Genomic DNA, 20075 nt, shown 5'->3' with positions numbered 1-20075 from the left:
CGCCAAACCCGAATGCCCGAGCACTGGCGTCTCAAAAGGCTAAAGATCAGGCACGCCAGCTCTAACCAAGGAGACGATCATGGACGAGGAAATCCGTAAGGCGGCATAAATCGGTGGGAGGAAGACGGTCGTCCCGAAGGGCAGCACGAACGCCATTGGCGCGAAGCGGAAGAAGCTCACCGTTCAAATTCAGCCGTCGACCAAAATCGGCCGTCGGGACATCGGGGCGTCGTCCCGCCGGACGGAAGCGAGACATCGTCCGACGCGGTCCCTTCGAACCAACCAGGAAGCTTCAAGCCCGGCGAACTCGCTTCCGAAAACAAGTGATCCTGCGCGGCCAACTCACAAGTCACGATGATAGATCCTCCAACCACTAGCCTGAACACGGTGGAACGCAAAGTCGAGCTCGATCAGACGGTCGACTATGCGATCCAGCTCCTCGTCGAAGAGGCCCATCTCGTCGGTTGGACGCGCGTCGAGTTCCTTACGGCTGTACTCGATGCGGCAAACGCCCGGCTGTCTGTTATCGAGGACGAGCGCGAACTCGATGAGGGAAGCGCTTGAAGATCGCGACGTACACGTCCTCGCACTTGTGTCGCACGACGCGGCCAAACCGAAATCCGGCAAGTTCATGACGTGCAAAAAGCTTCGCACCGAGCCAAGAAGACTGCAGCGGAGAAGGACGCTCAAAGAGCGGGAGGCCCTTTGCCAAGCTGGAACGGGAACGTACGCGACCGCGCCAGCTAGAACAAAAAAACTGCGTGAGGACGGTGCTTTTGTTCCCGACACTCACGTCTGATGAGCTTTCATTTGTACGCTCTTTATAAGCTGCTTTAGCGCTCTGCATTGAAGGCTCAAAATGGGTGAAACCCGCGCTCATCTCGCAACTCGTCGCCGAGAACCTAGGCTTACGCCGCTTACAAGGCGGGCACAAGCGCGCTTTGCGCGGATCATCCGATATCATTTTGATTATAGAATGCTGGCTTCCTTCCAGCCAAATGTATGCCCGCGATACCCGCGCTGCATGTTGAGGAACAACCGTACCGCCCGCAAGTTTCTAAAGCTCAGTCTAAGAGAAATGGCGCGAGCGGCGCCCGCTTTGGAGACAACATCGATGACAACTCCGAGACGCGCGGACAGCCCAGGACCTCGTATTTACTACGTTAATCCGCTGGACCTGCCCCATGCGATGAGCTGGCTTGCCGTGTTCGATCATGCCGCTTCCCTGAACTTTGACACAGTTCTGACGGCTCCTTTCTTCCGAAGGCAGGATCCGGAAGGAAGCATTTTTGCGTCGTCAGATTACGGCTTTGTCGATCCCGCATTGAAACTTTCCGGCGGAATTGAAGAATGCGCCGCGTTTTTATGCGATGCCGCGCGCTTGCGGGGCATCTCTCTTATGATGGATGTCGCATTTTCCGGTGAGGGATCAGCCGGGGGCGATTGCTCCGGCTCGCTCGATCCCAGACGCTCACCATCCGCTCCTTGGCGACATAATGTTCAAAGGGGCGATTTAGACCGCCTTCTAGGCGTCGTTTCGCGGTTGTCTGCAGCCGGCATCTCTGGGTTTCGTTACTTGGGTCTTGACGAGTTGAGCGAGGCAGATCTGAAGCTCGTTGCTAGTCCAATAGCAGCCAGAAACCAGCCGTTGCGGCTGGTTTATACGCCTGGCACCGATTTCGCCTTTCGCAAAAAGTTACAAGGCCTCGGCTTCGACGGAACGTTTTCCTCACTTGCTTGGTGGAACATGCGCGATGGTTGGCTTCTTGAAGAACACCGCTTGCAAAGACAGTTGGGTCAGCAAGTTGCTTTTCCGGAAGCGCCGTTTGCAAGACGGCTCGCACATGGGACCGAGAGCCGTGAGATACGCCAGCGGAAATGTCTTCGCTCGCTCAGGCTCTCCGCGGAATTTAGCGATGGTATCCTGATCCCTATGGGGTTTGAATACGGGGCCGTCTTACCGCAAGATTCCACGAGGGGTTCGGGCCAAGACTTGCGTATGATGGCATCAAGCGGTGAGTTCGATATTTCTGCAGCGGTCCGAGAGGTCAACGGCGGGATGGCATCGCGCAAAACCGTCTCGCCGTATGACTGTCAGACCTCCGACCGGGTCAGCGTCATCACCTTCTCGGACGCTCCCGATCTGCGTATCGCAAGCGAGGTCACGTTCCTCGCGATTAACAGAGATCTTCGCAATCCTTCGCCGTACCCACAGGACATCATATCGACGGCGGCGCCGCCATTTTTTCCTGATCTGAAAGCTACACTTGGCCGCCTTTTGCCTGGCGAGGTGGGGAAGCTGCCTGCGGCTGCGCGTCCCGCGATCGCCCTTGAGATCTTGACCTCACCGGAAAAGGCCACCGCGCAATCGCAGCGGATCGCGATAGAGAACATCGAGCCTCAAGTCGACGGGGGACGTTTTCCGGTAAAGCGGGTCGTGGGCGATCTGGTCTGCGTCCAAGCCGACATTTTTTCCGACGGCCACGATCACCTTGCAGCGTCCCTGCTGCACCGCGGTGTAGGCGATGATGTTTGGCACGAATCGCCGCTGCAACTCGATAATAACGATCGCTGGGTTGGAGCATTTCGTCCCGATCGGCTCGGCCGGTTTGAATTTTGCGTTGAGGCCTGGAAAAATCCATTCGCCATCTACCGGTACGAGCTTTCCAAGAAAGCTGAAGCAGGCCTCGATCTAACGTTGGAACTGATGGAAGGAGAGGCGCTGGTCGGCAAGGCTGTCGCTTCAACGGCGGGTGAGGCAAACGCCACACTACACGCCAAGCTTATCGAGATTGCAGACAGTCTGGCGAAAGCTGACCCGACGGCGAAGACGAGACTGCTGTTATCCTCTCATGTGTCGGATCTGATGTCTGACGCAGATCAGCGACCCTTTCGAGTTCGATCACCGCCCTATTTCGTCGATGCTGAGCGCGTCGAGGCATCATTTGCTAGCTGGTACCAGGTGTTTCCGCGATCGCAGAGCGGAGAGGTGGAACGGCACGGGACTTTCGACGACGTCATCGGTCGTTTGCCGGCAATTCGAGAGATGGGATTCGACGTCCTTTATTTTCCTCCGATCCATCCAATCGGTAGCACCAACAGGAAAGGTCGAAACAACAGCCTTACGTCGACGCCCAATGACCCGGGAAGCCCTTACGCGATCGGCTCGTCCGATGGCGGCCATGATGCCATCCATCCTCAACTTGGCGGGTTTGAATCCTTTCGGCGGTTGATCGCGGCGACAAGAGAGGAGGGTCTGGAACTGGCGTTGGATCTTGCAATTCAAGCATCTCCGGACCACCCTTGGCTGATAGAGCATCCCGGCTGGTTCGAATGGCGGCCAAACGGGACGATCCGCTTTGCCGAAAACCCGCCGAAAAAATACGAGGACATCGTCAACGTCGACTTCTACGCGCAAGACGCAGTACCTGCGCTTTGGGAAGAGCTGCGAGATGTCGTTCAGCTTTGGGTCAACGAGGGCGTTAAGCTTTTCCGTGTCGACAATCCGCATACCAAGCCGTTCCCCTTCTGGGAATGGCTGATCGGAGACATCCGCGCGCGACATCCTGAGGTCGTGTTTTTATCCGAAGCGTTTACGAGACCGAAAGTGATGTATCGGCTAGCTAAGGTGGGCTTTTCTCAGTCGTACACGTATTTCACGTGGCGCAACACCAGGTGGGAGCTCGAACAGTATATGAGCGAGATCACCCAGACCGAGGCTAAGGAATTCTTTCGGCCTCATTTCTTCGTCAATACGCACGACATCAACCCAGACTTTCTCCAAAACGCGCCTCGGCCAGCGTTTGTCATTCGGGCCAGCCTCGCTGCTACCCTTTCGGGGCTTTGGGGCGTTTACAATGGATTTGAGCTTTGCGAGGGGCGCCCAGACGCCAAACGCAAGGAATACGCTGACAGCGAGAAGTATGAGATCCGCACGTGGGACTATGACCGCCCCGGCAACATTAAATCAGAAATAACGACGTTGAACCGGATCCGCCGGGAGAATCCTGCTCTTCATTCTCATCTTGGCCTCACTCTTCTCAACTCATCAAATCCGAATGTGATGTTCTTCGAAAAGGCGGCGCCCGGCCGCCATAACGTTCTGCTCATCGCAATCTGCCTCAATCCACACGCGGTAGAAGAAAGCACTGTCGAAATCCCCTTATGGAAGTCCGGTCAGGACGACGACGGAACGATCGAGGTGGACGACTTGGTCAGCGGCAGCCGTTTTTCGCTAACGGGGAAGTGGCAGACGCTGAGGCTCGATCCATCATATTTGCCATTCGCCATCTGGCGCGTCAGGACAGGAGAAATTTGATATGGACGACGTGTCAATGGGCGAAAGCGCCACGAAGACCGCCAGCGACACCTTGTGGTACAAGGACGCTATCATCTATCAATTGCATATAAAGTCCTTTTACGACGCCAATGGCGACGGGATAGGGGACTTCGAAGGTCTCTTCGAGAAGCTCGATCATATCGCAGCGCTGGGCGTGACGGCGATATGGCTTCTGCCTTTCTTTCCCTCACCCAGGCGCGACGACGGGTATGACATCGCAGATTACGGCAGCGTAAGTCCCGATTATGGGACGATCGACGACTTCCGTAAGTTCGTTACCGCGGCCCATGATCGCAACATTCGCGTGATAATGGAGCTGGTGATTAATCACACCTCTGACCAGCATCCATGGTTTCAAAGAGCAAGGCTCGCCCCTGCGGATAGTCCGGAGCGCAATTTCTATGTTTGGTCGGACACGGACCAAAAGTTTCCCGAGACCCGCATCATTTTCATAGACACCGAAAAGTCCAACTGGACGTGGGACCAGACGGCCGGGGCGTACTATTGGCACCGTTTCTATTCGCATCAGCCTGACCTGAATTTCGACAATCCGCTCGTCATGCAGGAGCTCCTGTCTGTAATGCGCTTCTGGCTTGAGACGGGTATTGATGGCTTTCGTTTGGATGCGATCCCTTACCTCGTCGAAAGGGAGGGAACGATCAATGAGAATCTGCCGGAAACACACGCGATCTTGAAGCGTATTCGAGCGGCGCTCGATGAAACCCACCCAGGGGTCATGTTGCTCGCCGAAGCCAACCAGTGGCCTGAAGACACCCGTGAATATTTTGGGGAGGGAGACGAGTGCCACATGGCGTTCCATTTCCCACTTATGCCCCGGATGTATATGGCCATTGCTAAGGAAGACCGCTTCCCGATTACCGACATCATGCGGCAGACGCCAGATATTCCCGACACTTGCCAGTGGGCGATATTCCTTAGAAATCACGACGAGCTGACGCTCGAGATGGTGACGGACGCAGAACGCGACTATCTCTGGGATACCTATGCGTCTGACAAGAGGGCACGTATCAATTTGGGCATTCGTCGCCGCCTCGCACCGCTGATGGAGCGTGACCGCAGACGGATTGAGCTAATGAACGCGCTTTTGCTGTCGATGCCCGGCACGCCCGTTCTTTACTATGGTGACGAGATCGGAATGGGTGACAACATCTATCTCGGCGATCGCGACGGCGTTCGCACACCGATGCAGTGGTCTCCCGACCGCAACGGCGGCTTTTCGAAAGCCAATCCTGCGCGGCTCGTCTTACCGCCTGTATCGGACGCTCAATACGGCTATGAGGCTCTCAACGTCGAATCCCAGACCTCTGACGCCCACTCATTGTTGAACTGGACCCGCCGCATGCTAGCGCTGCGCGGCCGCCACCCGGCCTTCGGCAGAGGATCGCTACGCTTTCTCACGCCTGAGAACCGACGCATCCTTGCCTACCTTCGTGAGCACGAAGGGGAGGTCATCTTATGCGTCGCTAATCTATCAAGAGTACCGCAAGCCGTCGAACTCGACCTTTCAGCCTATGAGGGGCGGGTCCCAGTCGAGCTAACGGGAATGTCACCTTTTCCGCCGATCGGACAGCTCACCTACCTTCTTACTTTGCCGCCATACGGGTTTTTCTGGTTCCAGCTCACCGATCAATCGGACGGTCCAGCGTGGCGCACAGCTCCGCCCGAGCAACTTCCAGATTTTCACACAGTTGTTATTCGCCGCAGCCTGATGGAGCTCGTGGATGAACCCCAGCACGAGCGGGTGTTGAGTGGCGATATCCTACCAGCATATCTGTCAAGGCGGCGCTGGTTCGGTGCCAAGGACCAAGCACTTCAATCGGCAAGACTGATTTCAGCCACCCCGATCCCCTTTGCCGACGGCGTGGTGTTAGGCGAGCTTGAAGCGATCCTACCTGACCACGTCGAGAGCTATCAGCTCCCGCTTGCCGTCGAATGGGACGACACCACGACCAATATCCTTGGCCAGCAGCTTGCCTTGGCAAGAATCAGACAGGGGCGGCGGGTCGGGTTCCTAACGGACGGCTTTACTGTGGATTCGATGGGACGGGGGATCGTTGAGGGCCTGAAAAACCGGTCGATGATTACCGGTCGCTCCGGCACGATCGAATATATTGGCACCGACCATCTGGACCGCCTTGATATCACCGACCAAATGGAAATCAGGTGGCTCTCGGCCGAACAGTCCAACAGTTCGCTCATTATCGGCGACGTCGCGATGATCAAGCTTATCAGGCACGTGTTCGAGGGTATCCACCCCGAAGTTGAGATGACGCGCTTTCTCACCGAAAAAGGATATGAGCATACTGCGCCCCTGCTCGGCGAAATCGCGCGCACCGATGGCGAAGGTCGCCGCTCGACCCTCATCGTCGTTCAAGGAGCTGTCCGCAATCAAGGTGACGCGTGGAACTGGATGCTGGCCAATCTGCGGCGCGTCGCAGACGAGGTTGCAACGACGGAAGCCGACCTTGAGCTAGCCGACGACCAACTAGACCCTCTCTTAAATTTCGTTGCCATGGTCGGCCAACGCCTCGGAGAGCTGCATGTACTCTTGGCCAAGCCAACTGATGATCAATCCTTCGCCCCACGGCATGCCGAGCCGGCTGACGTCGCCTCGATCAAAAAGGCGGTGACCGGCGAGATCGCGTATGCCTTTTCAAAATTAGAAGAACTGAACGACACGGGTGATGACGCGGTCGACGAAGGCGTTCGTAGCTTGCTTGCCCAGAAGGACCAGATACACGAGCTTGCTGCCCAGTGTTCCGAAAAATCTGCGGGGACGTTGCTGACACGTGCACATGGTGATTTTCACCTCGGCCAGATCTTGGTATCGGAAGGCGACGCTGTCATTATCGACTTCGAAGGCGAACCCGCACGAAATCTTGCGGAGCGTCGTGCCAAGACGTCTCCGCTGAGGGACGCGGCGGGCTTGCTTCGCTCTGTTGACTACCTCGTAGCGACAGCAAGCCTTGAGAACGACGCCGTGTCAGATCATCACGACGAGCGTCGGCGGCTGGTCATCCGCCGGTTCGGCAGCGCTGCTGAGAAGTCGTTTCTCGAAAACTATACCAAGGCGCTTTCGGCCTCACGCGAACTGCCAAGCGACCCGGAAACCGTCAGCGAACTTCTCGACATTTTCCTCTTAGAAAAGGCGGCTTATGAAATCGCCTACGAAGCTCGCAATAGGCCTAAATGGCTGCCAATTCCGCTTTTTGGATTTTCGAAAATCGTTTCACGTTTGCAGGAAGGTCGCGCATGATGGAGCCGTTGGTGGAAGTAACATCGGATCTCGATCCAAGCGAACTTGCTGCAATCGCAAAGGGCGCGCACGGGGACCCTTTCGCAGTTCTCGGTCCCCACCTGGCATCAGATGGCAGGATAAAAATTCGTACCTTTGCGCCTGGAGCGCTCGGGGTTGAAGTGATCGACCGTGGAGATGGATCGGTTTTGGCGGTGTCCTCGCTTGCTCACGCGGAGGGAATGTTTGAGGCGGCTCTGTTGGGAGAGGCGCCATACAGACTAAGGGTCCTTTGGCCTAACGGCCCCCAAGAGACGGACGACCCATACCGCTTCGCTCCGCTGTTGCGTGACCTTGATCTGCATCTGATATCACAAGGAACTCATTACCGCCTTTCGTCTGCACTCGGCGCCAACCCGCTTGTCGTTGAGGGGGTCACAGGCGTTCGTTTCGCAGTCTGGGCGCCTAACGCGCGGAGGGTTTCTGTGGTCGGAGACTTCAACAGTTGGGATGGTCGACGACATCCAATGCGACTGAGGCGTGAAGCCGGAGTCTGGGAACTTTTCATTCCGGACCTGACGGTTGGGGATCGTTACAAGTTTGAGATCCTCGATAGTCAGGGCAACCTACTCGCTCAGAAAGCCGACCCTGTGGCACGGAGTGCCGAAGCTGCGCCATCGACTGCTTCTGTCGTGGCCTCACCTGAGCCCGTCAGATGGCAAGATGCTTCCTGGATGGAAAAACGCGCGACGACTGATGTCATGGACCGACCAATCTCCATCTATGAGGTTCATCCGGGATCGTGGCTGCGGGAGATGTCTGACGGCGGAAGGTCGCTTGATTGGTTCGAGCTTTCGCAGCGACTGGTGCCATATGTCAAAGAGATGGGCTTTACCCATATCGAGTTGATGCCGATCATGGAGTACCCGTTTGGCGGATCGTGGGGATATCAGCCCTTGGGACTTTTCGCGCCGACCGGAAGGTACGGCACTCCCGAGGACTTCGGATATTTCGTCAACCGCTGTCACGAAAACGATATAGGCGTTATTCTAGACTGGGTTCCGGCCCATTTCCCAAGTGACGTTTGGGGCTTGGCTCGCTTTGACGGCACCGCACTGTACGAGCATGAGGACCCACGAGAAGGGTATCACCATGACTGGAATACTCTGATCTATAATCTCGGGCGATCCGAGGTTAAGAACTTCCTGATTGCTAGCGCTCTCGAATGGCTGGAACGGTATCATGTCGACGGTCTGCGGGTCGATGCAGTAGCCTCAATGCTGTACAGGGACTACAGCCGTCCGGAAGGGGAGTGGATTCCCAACCGATTTGGCGGTCGAGAGAACCTGGAAGCGATTGAGTTCTTCAAGCACCTCAACAGCATCGTCCATGAACGCCATCCGGGCGTGTTGATGATTGCCGAAGAATCGACAGCCTTTCCAAAAGTAACTGGTTTGCCTGCTCATGGAGGATTGGGTTTCGACATGAAGTGGAACATGGGGTGGATGCACGACACACTTCATTACATGTCGGATGACCCGGTCTATCGGAAGTATCACCATGGCTCCATGGTGTTCGGGATGGTCTACGCCTATGATGAGCGGTTTGTCCTACCGTTCTCACACGACGAGGTGGTGCACGGGAAGGGCTCGATGCTGGGAAAGATGCCCGGTGACGACTGGCAAAAGTTTGCAAACTTAAGAGCCCTTTTCGCCTTCATGTGGGGCCATCCAGGCAAAAAGCTGCTGTTCATGGGTTGCGAGATCGGTCAGCGAAGCGAATGGAACCATGACGGTTCGGTCGAATGGGATTTGCTTGACGATCCTCGTCATCGAGGGCTCCAGAGATTAGTCAGAGATCTCAACCGAGTGTATTCGCATTTTCCGAGCCTTCAGCACGGTGATCTGCATTCAGATGGGTTCGAGTGGGCGGTCGTCGACGATTCTGAGCAATCAGTTGTAGCTATGATCCGGTATGATGAGACGCGAAGCACCGCTTGCCTGGTTGTTTCGAACTTTACCCCCGTGCCTCGCCACGCCTATAGGATAGGCGTGCCGTTCGAGGGCCTATGGCGCAGACTTTTGAGCACCGACGATAGCGTCTACGGTGGGTCAGGAGTGGATACGCTGGACGCCACCGGCCAACCCGTTCCCGCTCACGGTCGTGCAGCTTCAATCGAGACCGATTTGCCGCCATTATCAACGCTTATCTTTATCAGAGAGTGATAACTGCTGCTTGCGCCGAGGTAGACGGTCCAGTGATTTCCTTGCGCGCAGGGCCATTCGCTTCAGCTTCGTCTGTCGCATCCAGCGATCTCATCGTTACAACAGGTGCGTCCTCGTATTCAGGTCATGGTTGTGAGGCTTCCAATCTAATCGTGCCCCAAATAGTGAAGTCATTGGCCGCAATGCTGCAGCCTTGGACTTTGGATGTGCATGCTAAAGCGGCGGGCGGCGGCTTTCAGGCTTTGCTCATGTCCGTTTACGAGGAAACTTCGAAAGTGGTTGTTGGTCGCCATTTACTGGATCGGGGGTACCTGACGCGCCAGTGCGTCACACGAACAATCAAGGAGAGGGCCGAAGAACCGACGCCCAGCATCGGCTCTCGGCGCCTGGATAAGTGACGACTAAAACGTTTGCTCACTGGCGTCAAAGGCGTAGTCGCCAGTGCTACCCATAATGTCGGCAAACCTCGATGGCGTCACCGGCTTGCCCGGCGTCTTAAATCGTCAGGCGCGCTCAGTTGAGTGTCGCTAAGTGCACGGCGGCTTTCGTTTTGGAACTCAAGTCTATTTTAGAGGTTGTTAGCAACCATTCACCCGTTGGAGACTGCCAATGACACCGTCCGTAGCGCTTTTCGATGGAGCCATATCACGGATCGATAGGGCCGCGGCGTTGGCACTTGCCGCGGAGTTGAGGGTCGCAGCACTCGGGCGGATCAGAGGTGAGATATCTTCAACGTTCGATGCAATCGCAAAAGCTAGGCGCCAACCGTTGCCCAGCACGCAGACATTTCCAACGACCATCTCGAGCGCCGCCGTCGGGTGAAGTTGTGTTTTAACTCGGTTCGGTAGCAACGATGTCCTTCGGCCTTGCTGCGTCGCGGCCGTAATTGGTTTCGCTGCCATTTGAGGCGCGACGACACATTTGGCAGAAAGAGAAAACCATGGGATCGAAACTTGACCGGCTTGCGCACGCACACGGGATCGGCCTCACAAGGCCAGACCCCGAGACCGCGGAGGTGGCAATCACTGATGCTACCAAGCGGAAAATTCTTGCAGCGTTGAGGGTGGATATTGACCGCGGCGGCTACGAAGCGGCGTCAAACACGGCACCCGTGCAATCGATGGCCAAACCTACACCCAAGTCGTTTTTACCTGCTTGCTTGAGACGAAACCGTCTTTGGGGGATAAGCCTGCAGCTCTACGAGCTTCGTTCAGCGCGCAACTGGGGCATTGGCGACTTCGAAGATCTTGTGCAAATGATCACACTAGCCGGTTCCCTTGGCGCTGACTTCGTCGGTCTTAATCCACTGCATGCACCGTTTCTGGCCGACCCAAATCGATGCAGCCCTTATGAACCGTCGAACCGGCAAATGCTGAACCCACTTTATATAGCAGTGGATAAGGTCCCAGGCTTTGAGAGCGACCCAGAGCTAGATGCGCGATTGGCAGAGTTGAGGCAAAACGACCTCGTAGATTATGTGGGCGTCACCGAAACGAAGATCACGGCATTGCGTGATTTGTGGAAGAAATTTCGTGCATCGAGGGGTAAATTGACGAGTGAGTGGAAGAAATTCAACGCTTTCGTTGAAGATGGAGGTGAAGTTCTTCGACGGCACGCTTTGTTCGAAACCTTGTCATCGCACATGGGCACGCTGGGAAGGAGCACGGGCTGGCAATCATGGCCACTCGAATACCAGCGCGCCGATTGCTCAGAGACTGCCGTGTTTGCCAAAGAACATGCAGAAACGATCGACTTTCATATGTGGCTGCAATGGCTTTCTCATCAGCAATTGACCAGTGCTGCAAACGCCGCTCGCAAACATGGCCTCCGGATTGGCCTATATCTTGACCTAGCTGTTGGCGAAGCGGTCGACGGGTCAGCCACCTGGAGCGAACGTGAAGCGTACATCGCCGACGCTACTATAGGGAGCCCCCCTGACCCGTTCGCAACAAAAGGACAGGACTGGCGCTTGGCAGCCCTTCATCCCGCGGCAATAGCGGCAGGAGAGCGTGCACCTTTCCGGCGCATGCTTTGCACGGCCATGCGTTATGCGGGGGCCATCAGGATCGATCATGCAGCGGCTCTCCAACGACTTTTCCTCGTTCCAGTCGAATGCACGCCGGATCAAGGGGCTTATGTCGACTATCCGCAGAACGAACTGTTGCAGATCTTGTCCGAGACCTCCAAAAAGTTTCGGTGTCTCGTCATCGGGGAAGACCTTGGGATCCTTCCCGACGGCTTGCAAGAAAATCTGGCCGCGGCTCAAGTTTTGTCCTACCGCATTTTATCCTACGAGCGTGACGAGCACGGGTTCAAGCCCGCGGATACGTATCCTCGGCTGTCGATTGCGTGCATTTCCACTCATGATCATCAAACGTTGGCTGGCTGGTGGCGTGGCGCGGATATTAAGGCCCGATTGCAACATGGGATTGTTCCCCCAGATTTGACCAAGACCCACCTTGAAGAAAGGCGTCACGAACGCGAGGATCTCTGGAATGCACTCGACGATGCTGGCACACATCCACCTGCTGAACCGCCACCACCGACCGCCAGCGACCGCAAGTTGGACGATTTGGTCGTGCGTGCTCACAAATTTATTGCCAAGACTTCATCATTGCTCGTTTCCGTTCGGTTAGCCGACATGACTGCCGAAAGGCGTCCTACAAACATTCCCGGCACGAGCAACAGTTACCCGAACTGGAAACCAAAGTTGTCTCTCGACTTGGATCATCTAACCGGCCAACCGCTGCTGTTAAGGATCTGCGATGCGATGCGCGAGGAGCGATCGACGTCTTAAGTTGGTAGACGCTTCTGAGCATATCGGCTGGCCGATCTCTGCGATAAACTCGATGGTGCTCGACCGGCGTCCCCGAGACAGGGCTCCGGGGCGGCCAGCCGCTTCACGTGCCCGAGTTCCTTGACGTTCATCATGCCCTGAACTGCGTTCTCCTTGACGAATATCCCGGAGCCAGCAGTCGAGAGTCTGGTGAGAATAACGCCCCGTGGACGCAATGTCGTGAACCAGAAGGCCGCCGCGCACAAGCCGGCGAAGCATGCAATCGCAGTCAAAGAACCAACTGATCTTATTCTCGGCAGGCAAACGTCCTACAGTCGTGACTTTGCAGCCCGAGGCTGGTTAACAGTCTCGAGCGCATTCGCTATTGTCCAGGCAGTTCTTCGGTATGCGTCGGACCGGCCGGGAGCTTTTCTTCGGAATGCTCCCTGTCCGCAGCACGGATGGGTGCTGTCGCGAAGGATGACACGTAAAGCGATACCCCAACGGCAACTGCCGCAAAGAGGAAAGCCGCGCCGATCGAAAATGCGGCACGCTTCGGATCCTCTTTCATCATTCCAAAAGCCAGTGCAAATCCCAGCAGGGCGGCACCGCCTACAACAGCGACAAGCCAGATATAATTCAAGGCCATTCTCCACTTTGTGCGACACCAGGGGCCCAGAGCACTTCGATCGGAGCCAATGAGCTCATCGCTACTGGCATGGATTTGACGGGCTGCATTGTTGCCCTCTCAACGCGAAGGGTTGCTCAGGCTTGGGCAATCTCCACCGGCCGGGCAGCGACTGCTAGCTAGCGCGCGACGTCACGGACGAGCCGGCCTTGCCACCGCCGTCCGCTCCGGCTTCCCCGTTAACATTCCTCCTTTGCTCGAAGTCGGAAATTGCCTGCTCCCAATGATCAGCATGTCGGCCTTCGGGGCGACCTGCTTGCTCCCACAATGAGTAAGCACGCTGGCTGATCCACTCGTGACGTTCGCGCTCAAGGTCAGACACTGTTTGACCATGGCTTAAGGAAACGCCAGTTCCGCCGGCTTGCCTCGTCGTCTCTTCGTCAAGACCAGGGGCTGTGCCTGGCTCTTCGCCCGAGGACTTTTCCGCTCGTTCCAGGTGCGAATGCTTTTTTGGTGTGTTCACGGGATTTCGAACCTTTTTCATTGGCATTCCTGTCCATTTCTTGGTGTACGTTAGAAAAGTGACCCACAGCAATCGGGCGGACGTCCCAGCGGGATCGTGCTCAATGGGGTCCGCCCCTTTGGAAAAGGGGGCTGATTTCCGTTCGTTGTTGAACCAATGAACCTCGATATGTCCCTGTTGTTCCCGAGAAAAACGCTTACGACATTAACTTGTCCAGCTTTGAAGCCGGAGCTATCCTGGGTCTTACATAAGCAACATGTTCACGAGCGATCTTTTTGAGCGCCCTTACTGGAATTTGGCCGTCGTTTGGCTCACGCAAGGGTTTGATTGGTCCAGAACTCACCTTGCAAATGCAGTGGATCGTGGAGGCTGGGCTCCTGCACGGGCGCAACTTCGGCAATCCAATTAATCTGGCCGTCGCCGCTTTTTACCGCAATTGTGGGGCGGATGCAGCAACTGCGGCTGACGGAACAATTACTTGCCGGTGCGGTTTGCAATGTATCCGTTCTCAAACGACGAGAGATTTCAAGATGAGTGGATCGAAACAGCCCGGAACCGATGATAGCCGCGTCTCAGATGGTGCGGACAAGCGACGTGAAGAACTCGCGGGACAAGCCGCCAAAGGACTACGCACGGCATTGCGCGACCAGGCTTCAAGCCCGGACGCGCAGTCGGCCACGGATAAGTTGAAGAAAAGCCCGTCGTCTGAAGCGCTGGGCTCTTCTGCAGAAGAAGCGGTTGAAGACGGGGAAGGTGCAGGCAAGCAATAACCTTTGCCAAGCGGAAAGGCAGGTGCAAATAAAATCCGGATCGGCGTGGGTTCGCAGCTGGGATGCTCGCGGGATGGACCGTCATTGTCGTTAGCAACGTCCCGCCGCCAAGCGCGTGGGGTACGGCCGACCTGCGCTTGGACCGCTGCTTGTCATTCGCTTGTTAACCACTTCGCGTTGAGACGGCACACTCGGCAAGGGAAAAACAGTTCCCGCTTTCAAGCGGAAGAGAATTGTAAAACGGAGGTCGGCGCGCAAGACGTCGAATCCGCGTGAAGAAGGGTTACCGACCTGATTGCTGGGCCGGCGTTCATGTTAACGCCACGGTAACGGACAGCCGATCCAGCACCAAGCGGCGAAGGGCCGCTGCAACATAAGACCCTTCGCCATGCCGACGGGGTTGAACCGGAAGTCTCCCGCGCCGACCTAAATAAAACCTTGATGAAAGACCAGAGTTCCAAATCTCTTTCGCCAATCTGATGCGCTGGCCTCATGCGCATCGCGCCTCTACGGCCGTCGGCAACGAAAGCCTTTCGCCGCTCGCCGTCGGCGAGCTGCTTACGCACGCAGTCGACACCGGGGAACTTTATGCCGGCCGGAAGCTCCCCAGTGGAACAAATGCACTAGCTCTTGGTTGGCATTAGACACTGCTAATGAAGGAGAAGGATATGCCTCCGATGTCTCTCAACACCCGGACCGAGAAAAGACCGGCAACTTCGAATAAGCTGACTCCCCGCTCGAAACCAAATGCTTTGCGGAACGCACAGGTGATACCTCCCTATAGAGTTGACCTGACGTTGATGCCAACCACGCTCGATCAAATAATTACCCGACCTCTCGTTGGTCGGGACCACTGATCGCTTACATGGCAAAGCCCAACATAAACCGCGTGTCACACAGGTACGTCTATTGCTCGATCTCGATCCCCACCAACTGGGGCGAACCGGAGCACCAGATATGAAGGAAGTTCTAGGACGAGTATCATTTGCCCTCCCGCTCAGCATGACTTCGCGGTTCCGTAGCTCGGAAGCCAGTTGAACATTAAATGCCATTTGTGGACGTCTGAAAAAACGATGCCCTTGGGATAACCCGCGACTCTACGATCGAAAATTGTTCAGGCGGTGTTCGACGCGCTGGCGATTTCCCGAGGTCAGTCGGTTATGCGACGGGCAAGTTTCTGCGGTCGTATGGATTATTCGACATGCCCATTCGCCACCAGGGTGTCGCCAGCGCTTTTATCAGGCCGATGACGGACTTCCTAGCGATCTGGTTCGCAAGTTTGGTAGAGCTCTCTCGAGACGGATGATTTCAGACGACACGATCATGCTCTCGATGGAGAGCCACCTCGGGCGAAGCGTCAACTGCAAGGCCATCTACTTCCAAGAAGCGCGGCAGGCGTTGTGCCGAGATTTGTGACTAACCGTTTAAGGCCTGCGGCTCGTTGTAGCGGCACAACTCTTTCTCAGGCGCTACTCCCCCACAAAACGCTGGATTGATGCCGAACCTGAACACCCCTTTTTTCGTTTCGCCTCGTTGGCCGCTACTTTTTAAGGAGAATGATTTGCCCATCATTGCCACCGCGGGCTGGTCCATTCCAAAAAATATCGCTGACCGATTTGCAACGGAAGGAAGCAGTCTCACCAGATATGCCTCGGTACTCAATGTGGTCGAGATAAACTCGACCTTTTATCGCAGGCACAAGAGGTCCACCTTTGCCCGATGGGCGGACGCTGTCCCGGACAGCTTTCAGTTCGCGGTTAAGATGCCGAAAGACATCACCCACACCCACGCAATGAAATGCGTTGCTGGCGCCTTCAGCACCTTCATTGAAGATATTGAGCCGCTGGGGAAAAAGCGGGGGCCGCTACTTTGCCAAATGCCGCCATCTCTCGCATTCGACGCTGGAATCGAAAGCGCGTTCCAGGCAATGCGAGACTGCGATGATGGCACGATCGTCGTCGAGGCCAGGCATGAGAGCTGGACGTCCGCCGATGCATTGAAGCTGCTGAATACCTATGCTCTTGATCGAGTTTTCGCAGATCCTTCCCCCGTCTGGAAAGCGGATGAATTTGAAACCCCGCCAAAATACTTACGACTGCATGGCAGGCCAAAGATCTACTATTCCAGCTACACCGCAGATGAAATCAGATCGTTCTCCGACATGGTGGCGTCCGACGGCTGGTGCGTGTTCGACAACACTGCCGCGGGCGCGGCGATCGATAATGCTCTCACCGTGCTTGAAGACCTCTGACGATCGAGCGCGTCCGCATGGTACTTCCACCTCCTAAACTTCCTGGGATGCCTCCTTGCGGCCCGCCATGAAACGCGGTGGCGTCCAGTCGTCGTAAAGGTTAGAGGTCACTAGCGTAACCGGCACCCGAGATACACAGAGCTTTGAACAAGCCGACGGTTGGACTCAGTCTACGAGAGCGGCACGCTTTTAATGAAAGTAAGTGTGGCCGGTAAATCCTGTCTCGACGAACAGAGTGTCCTTTGAGTTCCAGCCAGCGGGCTGGCGCGTAGAGGTCGCCACGTCTTGGCGCTGTGTTCTTGGCCATGCCGTAAAACGGTAAGAGGACCAAAGGCCGCCGTCATCGTGATTGGCGGCCTTCGCTGTGAACCCTCAGTTGTTGTGGGCTGCGCAGGCTTCGTCTTCCGGCGTGGCGTTGCTCTTGCCACCCTGTGTCTGAAGCTTCCCGGATCCCGCGCTGCTGGCCGGATTGGCACACTTCGTTTTGTCCATCTTCATTGTGCTTCCGGTGGACGTCTTATCCACAGCCTTAGGTTTTTTCATGTCGGTGGTCGCGCCACCGCCAGTATCACCGTGGTTCTTGTCAATTGTCGAGCCAGCCGGCGCGGGGTTGGACTGAGCGAAAGCGGCGGTCGACATGCCAGCCACCAAGAGTGCCGTGGCGATGATCTTAATACGCATTGCAATTCCTCCTCAGGATTTTGCGTTTTCGACCTAAGCTTAACAACGGCTCGTTTACGTTGTTCCCAGTTTCAAAGGAAAATCTCGGAATGCCGGAATGACCGGGCTCAGCCCGGGGTTTGGCGTGGACGTGGAAGCATGGGACGACGTTGGGCGACGTGAGGTCATCTATAACTATCCAAAGTGATTGCTTTCAATCGCGTCGCTCGCGGTGTCACCTCATCTAGATATGAAAACCGCGGATCGTTCGGTTCATCCATGTAGACCACGGTGATATCTCGATTGACGGTTCGCTGTCGAACACAGCTCTGCCTTTTTCACCTGCCGACGTCAGTGACTGAAGCGTTATGTCGGTTCCAATTCACTGCGATCAGGTTGCCGTCCGCCGCGGTACCGCAATGAAAACGATCGCCGATACAAAAAGAACCCCGCATAAAGCGGGGTCAGGGGTGCTGCAGGAGCAGCGGACATTTTGATCATAGCACCGACCTTTTCCACTTCAAGGACTTTTCGCGTCTCTTATCGCCAAACGCCATTAACGCGGACACCGACTTGGAAAAAAACGTATCATGCCGTTAGCATGTTGAGCCGGGCCGACAATATTCCCGTTAAGTTCCCTCGGGATTTGGCCCGACAGGTTGGTGCCTGCCTTTGGCGTAATCGGTAACCACAGTCATCACCACGGTTGCTTCTGAGAGGCTACCTGTACAGCGCCACTCGCGTGGTTGGATGGAGGGAAGGGAGAGCCGACGACTTACAGGGGCTTTAGCCCTCCAGATGGTGCTTTGTTCTCGTGAGGATCGCAATAGCGCAGGTCAGCGTGACGGCTCGCAGTTCCTCTAGCCTGTCGCCGGCCTACAACGGTTCATGTCCAGTTCATAGCCAAAGCGCCATGGTACTAACATTACCACTGGAAAGGCATAACCATGAATAGAATCTTTTCCCGTATCAATACAGCCGTGGTTGCGGTTGTCATGACGGCTTCGAGCTTTGGCTTGGCTGCTGCCGCGCCGCTTTCCGCGCAACACACGCAGGTGACATCGGCGGTGGAACTTGTCCAGTACCGCGATCACCATCGACGTGACTGGCGCCGACACCACCACCCGCGCGACCGCTACGAGCGTCGGCACGGCCGCCCCGGCTACTGGAACGGGCATAGAGGTTACCGTGAATACCGCAGGGGCTACCGTCGACATAGTGATGGCTATTACTACCCGCGGTCGGTATTCCAGCTTTATATCCGATGAGACGGTCTTGATATTCGCCGAATGCTTAGCCCCGTCAGCAATGGCGGGGTTTTTCGTTGGTTCATTTCAGTCGGAGAGGCTACAATGAAAGCCCTTGTCATCGTTGCCGTAGTCGTCGCTGGCGCATCCTTCACGGTCACGGCCATCGGTTGCGCGCACTACGAGCCTGCAGGCCGAGCGCTCTGGTGGGCGCCTTAGCGTTTGGCTTTTATAGCGCACGGTTTCGCCAGAACACTCGCTTTTGGGGCGCTATTTTTGTTGCTCGCTTCGCCCATCGAACGCGCTACCGAACTTCTTGTTCATGGAAACTTTCTCACCTGAGGCTTTGACTTGAAACCTGCTCGCAACTGTTCGTCGTTGCGAGAGGCGGTTGCACGACCTAAAAGCTGGATGGCAAGGCATCGACATCCTCGCGAGGCCGAAACCTTTTTTTGCCGGCTGTCCCAGGAAATGGACGGTGGCTCGATTAGTCGATTGGATTTTTCGGTCAAGCCATGTGCTTAGACTTCCGCGCAGGGCGACACGCAAGCGGCAGTATCGAAAAAAATTCCCCCGGTGCGAGCCGGGGGATAAAGGGAGGCGACCACGGGGACACTTGACGCGGCCAATGCAAAAACCTTTCAAAGATGAAGAAGTTCCGACGCTCCTGAGGTTTTGAAGCCGCCTGTCTTTGCGCATGTTGTCACGTTTGCCGCTTAGGACCGCTTGGATCAATCAGCATCTTTTTTCGAAGCCGCAACTTCGAGTGTTCTGGTGGATCCAATCATTTCATGCGACGCATGCCGCACCAGTCATTGCTTGATGGACCTTGTCGTATCGCGTCTTGGGTGAGAGCGATCGGCTCGAAGCCGTCGTGTTGCAACGGCCTTCAGGCTCTCTTCCGGAGTTTTTTGAACGCGGATATCTCGGGCCGAGAAGCTGTGGCCTCATCGCCTTTTCGTGATCGCCCACCTGTTGGATTGGCGCACATCTCCGCCCGCGTGACGACCCCGGCGACGCTCTTGCTAAGCATCGCGCGACTGGCGCAGTGTTGAAGAGACGGTAAAAAAATCCCCCGGTCGAAACCAGGGGCTAATGGGGGAAGAGAGCCACGAAGGAAAGGCGTTCACGTGGCCCCACGCAATAACGATCGGTCGATGACAAAGTTCCCTCTCCAATAGGCAAATTGAGTGATGTCACAAACGGGCCGGTTCCACTTGAAAAGGCAGGCCAGTTGCACTTGATCAGTTGCTTCCCATGGTCCGTTCAGAGATAAGTTCAGGGGGATCGTGTCCCACGAGATGATGTAAGTGCCGACGAGGCCACCGTGCTCTCCGGCAAGGCCGGGAGGATCAACGTGCCACGGCTGGCAAGCTGATGATTGGATCATCGCTCATTTT

At 55.9% G+C, this 20075-nt stretch carries 12 protein-coding genes; 9 read left to right on the top strand and 3 right to left on the bottom strand.

Translation table 11 applies throughout. The annotated features are described in order from the left end of the window. Window positions 1-105 precede the first annotated feature (105 nt). The 6 genes from ACIQUB_RS30665 to malQ all read left to right on the top strand — a co-directional run bounded on the left by ACIQUB_RS30665 (window position 106) and on the right by malQ (window position 12617). Window positions 106-327 (top strand): DUF2934 domain-containing protein, encoded by a 222-nt coding sequence (locus ACIQUB_RS30665; RefSeq protein WP_402935620.1) that lies wholly within the window; start codon window positions 106-108, stop codon window positions 325-327. A 27-nt stretch (window positions 328-354) separates the two neighbouring features. Continuing rightward, window positions 355-564 (top strand): hypothetical protein, encoded by a 210-nt coding sequence (locus ACIQUB_RS30660; RefSeq protein ID WP_402935544.1) that lies wholly within the window; start codon window positions 355-357, stop codon window positions 562-564. A gap of 550 nt (window positions 565-1114) precedes the next feature. Further along, complete coding sequence (locus ACIQUB_RS30655) at window positions 1115-4318, top strand: maltotransferase domain-containing protein (protein WP_402935541.1); 3204 nt, start codon at window positions 1115-1117, stop codon at window positions 4316-4318. A gap of 1 nt (window position 4319) precedes the next feature. Next, on the top strand, window positions 4320-7616 hold the full coding sequence (gene treS / locus ACIQUB_RS30650; RefSeq protein ID WP_402935538.1) for a maltose alpha-D-glucosyltransferase: 3297 nt from the start codon (window positions 4320-4322) through the stop codon (window positions 7614-7616). Then, window positions 7613-9820, top strand: coding sequence for a 1,4-alpha-glucan branching protein GlgB (gene glgB / locus ACIQUB_RS30645; RefSeq protein ID WP_402935535.1), 2208 nt, complete (start codon window positions 7613-7615; stop codon window positions 9818-9820). The genes treS and glgB overlap by 4 nt, the downstream gene beginning before the upstream one ends. Before the next feature lie 940 nt (window positions 9821-10760). Then, window positions 10761-12617 carry a 4-alpha-glucanotransferase gene (gene malQ / locus ACIQUB_RS30640; RefSeq protein ID WP_402935532.1) on the top strand — a complete coding sequence of 619 codons (1857 nt, stop codon included), beginning with the start codon at window positions 10761-10763 and terminating at the stop codon, window positions 12615-12617. Between the two features lie 361 nt (window positions 12618-12978). Here the strand turns inward: malQ and ACIQUB_RS30635 are convergent, their stop codons facing one another. Together ACIQUB_RS30635 and ACIQUB_RS30630 are read right to left on the bottom strand one after the other, a co-directional pair. Then, window positions 12979-13245: a hypothetical protein gene (locus ACIQUB_RS30635; protein WP_018901423.1), complete on the bottom strand. Its 267-nt coding sequence runs from the start codon at window positions 13243-13245 to the stop codon at window positions 12979-12981. 154 nt (window positions 13246-13399) lie between these two features. After that, window positions 13400-13768 (bottom strand): DUF2934 domain-containing protein, encoded by a 369-nt coding sequence (locus ACIQUB_RS30630; protein WP_402935528.1) that lies wholly within the window; start codon window positions 13766-13768, stop codon window positions 13400-13402. Window positions 13769-14022: 254 nt separating this feature from the next. On the opposite strand from ACIQUB_RS30630, the gene ACIQUB_RS30625 reads away from it, so the two are divergent. Further along, entirely contained in the window at window positions 14023-14517 is a 495-nt protein-coding gene (locus ACIQUB_RS30625) for a hypothetical protein (protein ID WP_402935525.1), read from the top strand. A 1561-nt stretch (window positions 14518-16078) separates the two neighbouring features. Then, entirely contained in the window at window positions 16079-16768 is a 690-nt protein-coding gene (locus ACIQUB_RS30620) for a DUF72 domain-containing protein (RefSeq protein WP_402935522.1), read from the top strand. 372 nt (window positions 16769-17140) lie between these two features. Here ACIQUB_RS30620 and ACIQUB_RS30615 read toward each other — a convergent pair whose 3' ends face one another. Next, entirely contained in the window at window positions 17141-17449 is a 309-nt protein-coding gene (locus ACIQUB_RS30615; protein ID WP_113237844.1) for a hypothetical protein, read from the bottom strand. A 926-nt stretch (window positions 17450-18375) separates the two neighbouring features. Here ACIQUB_RS30615 and ACIQUB_RS30610 point away from each other — a divergent pair. Continuing rightward, entirely contained in the window at window positions 18376-18696 is a 321-nt protein-coding gene (locus ACIQUB_RS30610; RefSeq protein ID WP_113237845.1) for a hypothetical protein, read from the top strand. The last annotated feature ends 1379 nt before the right edge of the window (window positions 18697-20075 follow it).

It is taken from the genome of Rhizobium sp. NPDC090275 (assembly GCF_044772225.1).
Classification (GTDB): Bacteria; Pseudomonadota; Alphaproteobacteria; order Rhizobiales; family Rhizobiaceae; genus Rhizobium.
This window is presented reverse-complemented; position numbering and strand designations above follow the sequence as displayed.

What these genes read in the sequence shown, in the direction of transcription:
- treS (WP_402935538.1), top strand. Translation starts at nt 4,320, where the DNA reads ATGGACGACGTGTCAATGGGCGAAAGCGCCACGAAGACCGCCAGCGAC.
- glgB (WP_402935535.1), top strand. Translation starts at nt 7,613, where the DNA reads ATGATGGAGCCGTTGGTGGAAGTAACATCGGATCTCGATCCAAGCGAA.
- ACIQUB_RS30660 (WP_402935544.1), top strand. Translation starts at nt 355, where the DNA reads ATGATAGATCCTCCAACCACTAGCCTGAACACGGTGGAACGCAAAGTC.
- ACIQUB_RS30655 (WP_402935541.1), top strand. Translation starts at nt 1,115, where the DNA reads ATGACAACTCCGAGACGCGCGGACAGCCCAGGACCTCGTATTTACTAC.
- ACIQUB_RS30610 (WP_113237845.1), top strand. Translation starts at nt 18,376, where the DNA reads ATGAATAGAATCTTTTCCCGTATCAATACAGCCGTGGTTGCGGTTGTC.
- ACIQUB_RS30635 (WP_018901423.1), bottom strand. Translation starts at nt 13,245, where the DNA reads ATGGCCTTGAATTATATCTGGCTTGTCGCTGTTGTAGGCGGTGCCGCC.
- ACIQUB_RS30615 (WP_113237844.1), bottom strand. Translation starts at nt 17,449, where the DNA reads ATGCGTATTAAGATCATCGCCACGGCACTCTTGGTGGCTGGCATGTCG.
- ACIQUB_RS30630 (WP_402935528.1), bottom strand. Translation starts at nt 13,768, where the DNA reads ATGAAAAAGGTTCGAAATCCCGTGAACACACCAAAAAAGCATTCGCAC.
- malQ (WP_402935532.1), top strand. Translation starts at nt 10,761, where the DNA reads ATGGGATCGAAACTTGACCGGCTTGCGCACGCACACGGGATCGGCCTC.